The sequence below is a fragment of the Salinivibrio sp. MA427 genome, from assembly GCF_001996115.1.
In the GTDB taxonomy this organism is placed as follows: Bacteria; Pseudomonadota; Gammaproteobacteria; order Enterobacterales; family Vibrionaceae; genus Salinivibrio; species Salinivibrio costicola.
In genome coordinates, this window is sequence record NZ_MUFH01000300.1 from 1 (window position 1) to 2922 (window position 2922).

Here is a 2922-nt window from a genome sequence, read left to right on the forward strand (position 1 = left end):
TAATTTTTGGGTAAAGTTATCAAAACCAGTTATCGCTAATCTATTTTTATTTTCTCCTTTAACGTAGTCATTGAAATTATCTAGTTCAGACGCTATTTCACTGATAATTTCTTTCATCATTCTATAACGAATCTCACCAGTTCCATTCTCCCCACTCCATGGCCAGGCCATCGAGCCAGAGAAGTCTGCCGCCAAAACTACATCAACCGTTTCTGCATGGTATTTCCTACTTACCGCACCGCTTGCCACATCATAGTTCTCACCAAAACCAACAATGGTCTCATTGCCCGGAAACCATGTGGGTTGGTGAATTTTGGCTGAGACTTGATACTCAAAAAAACGCTGCTCTGAGTCTTGGCACGACGCGTTGTTTTCGCAATTTATTTTACGAATGGTAATATCGCTATCGTCGACTTCTGCGTAGGGAAAATAGTCCTGAATATAAGCCTTGGCCAGTGTCTTATCATCCGACCCTGCTCCTGCAACCGCTAGGCTTGCCACTTCAGCCGCCTCCTCTAGGCGTGCCTTGTCCTGCACCGCACGCGCCCCATCTGTCCCTAGGGTAAAAATGCCAAACAGTATTGGAATAAATAAGGCGAATAAAATGGCTGCATGCCCTTGTTGCTGACGGTAGTAGCCGGGAGCTGAGTGAGCAAAACCTGGTTGTGAGCGCATAAACTATCTCCCCATCACTACGGCGCGCGACGATACGCGCGAGAAGTCTTCGCCAATCAGATTGCCGTACCAATTATCGGTGTCGTAGCACACGGTCACTTGGTATAAGGTAGCTGGTCGCCCAAAGGTGGTGGTAAAGCTGAGATCTTTACTCGGCGGCGCTGCCTGGCACAGGGTTCCAGAAGGTGCTGACCACTGGCTAATAATTTTGTTTTGATCCTCTTCATCCGTCGCTCCAACGCCTTGACGAACATGAAGCGAAAATCCGAGTTTGGTACTGTCAAAGTTACTCATGGTACGCGTGAGGGAGTTTCTGACGATGGTGTAAGCTTCTTCAGCTTGAGTATCGTTCACTCTAAAGCCGTCCTCACTAAACAGTTCAGTGCGCTCTTTAATGATATTGGCTGCAGAAAAAGCCATGCGCTCGAGCTTACCTTTAACGCTCAGTTTAATGATGATATCGGCACTGAACACCAACAGCAGCGCGAAGAAAACCCCGACGATGGCAAATTCGACGGTAAAGTTGCCTTGCTGATGAGACTTAAAGCGCAAAGGTTTCACGTTGGTATTCCTGTATCACTATCATTTCACGGGAAAAAAGGGTGTTTTTATCCAAAAATAAATTAAAGATGGGTTGATAGTCATAACTGACATTATAAATGGCAATAGGGGCTTTCTCTGGCTCGCCACATACAGCTTCTTTGTCATCTTCATTGTCTGGTTCACAACCATCAGTGATCGTGGCAAGGGTGTTGTATTCATTAACATAACGGATACTTATCCGGTAATTATTCGCATCGATCAACGCATGCCAAAGGCTACTATCATCATTAAGGGTTTGTTGAAATACGGTCAGAAAATCTTCAGTTTGTTGTTTTTTCGCATGTTGTGCGGCTCTTGAGATAGCTAAATCCCCCAAGGCAGATACATACGACATAAAGCTCATTTCCACCCAAGCGGCGCACATCAACCAAAAGGCAAAAAAACCGCCAACAAATTCAATCGTTGCGACGCCTGATTCTCGCTTTAGGCGATGGGGCGTGTTTATTCTCATTGAATAACGCCCTCTTGCTCTGGTGCTTTAACCTGAGGCGCGACATCAAGAAGAGAGGACAAATCGGCCACGGGTAAAGCTTGCAATTGTTGGTAAAGTACGGCTTGTTCCTCGCTCTCCATGCTGGATGTTAGCGCATCAAAGGCTGAGCGCTGATTGGTTTTGGCATAGATTAACGACAGGGTAATGCGCGTTTTATCCGAAAGTTCACTGAGCTCTGGCAATGGTTCTAGTCGACGAAGGGCCCCCGTCAAGTCCTGTTCCAGTACATCAATCAATGCGAGGTTGTTTTTTATGGTGCGATCATTGGCCATGTTCTTTCGTGCTTGATTGAACCACTGTCGCGCGTCTGTTAAGTCTCCCTCTCGTGCAGCCAGTATGCCAAGCAAATTGGCCGACTCACTGTCATTGGGATCCCGTTGTTGTACTTCTTTCAGGCGTAAGGCGGCGGTTTGCCATTGCTCTAATCCCATCGCGACTTTACCGGCTAGTAAGCCTATCTGCGATATAGGCTGTCCATCTTGCTCCGTCTTTTGTAACAAAGGCGACAGATAAAAATCCGCCGAGTCATAGTCTTTGATGTACAGATAACGTTTCACCAGCTTTATTCGTGTCTGCGAAGATTCTTTTTGCTTTAACTCACGCTTGTAGAGCTCAATGATCTCACGATCATTGCCACTACTTTCTAACACTTGTTCGTTGGTCAGCGTCTTTTGCTCTGGCGGCTGACTGGCTGCACACCCAGAGAGCACCAAAATATAGGCTGCCACCAGCGCCCAACGCGGTTGTTTGATTCGAGGTTTCACCTGATTAGGCATTGGCTAGCATCCTCATAATGCCCGGTGCGGCGATTAGGATCACAATCGGCACCATGATAAATACAATCAAAGGAATCGACATTTTGGCTGCGAGCTGACCGATTTTTTCTTCAACTTGCAAAAGTTGTACTTCACGAATATCCGCCGACAAGGTGGTGAGCACCCCGTATATCGACGTGCCGTATTGCAAGCTTTGATTGAGGGTCATCACAAAGCTGCGCATTTCATTAGACGGCACTCGCTGATAAAGCTCTTCGAGTGCTTGCTCAAGCCCCACAATCCGTGAGCGTTCATTCACACGGGTGAGCAAAAAACTCAAGTCACGGTCAAAGGCCGCCATTTCACGCGATAAATAAGTAATGGACGCTTCAATGG

5 protein-coding genes are annotated in these 2922 nt (G+C 46.8%); all 5 read right to left on the reverse strand.

What is annotated here, in order from left to right:
• Positions 1 to 675, reverse strand: a 675-nt coding sequence (locus BZG79_RS13555) for a pilus assembly protein (RefSeq protein ID WP_242414196.1), incomplete at its 3' end; no start/stop codon positions are given.
• Between the two features lie 3 nt (positions 676 to 678).
• A complete protein-coding gene (tadF, locus tag BZG79_RS13560) occupies positions 679 to 1236 on the reverse strand; it encodes a tight adherence pilus pseudopilin TadF (protein ID WP_077679727.1) in 558 nt (185 codons plus the stop codon).
• Positions 1217 to 1729, reverse strand: coding sequence for a hypothetical protein (locus BZG79_RS13565; RefSeq protein ID WP_077679726.1), 513 nt, complete (start codon positions 1727 to 1729; stop codon positions 1217 to 1219). Before BZG79_RS13565 ends, tadF begins: the two co-directional genes overlap by 20 nt.
• Positions 1726 to 2547, reverse strand: a complete 822-nt coding sequence (locus BZG79_RS13570; RefSeq protein WP_077774665.1) for a tetratricopeptide repeat protein — start codon at positions 2545 to 2547, stop codon at positions 1726 to 1728. Before BZG79_RS13570 ends, BZG79_RS13565 begins: the two co-directional genes overlap by 4 nt.
• Positions 2540 to 2922: type II secretion system F family protein (locus tag BZG79_RS13575; protein WP_199877887.1), on the reverse strand; the 383-nt coding region annotated here is incomplete at its 5' end. The genes BZG79_RS13570 and BZG79_RS13575, both read right to left, overlap by 8 nt.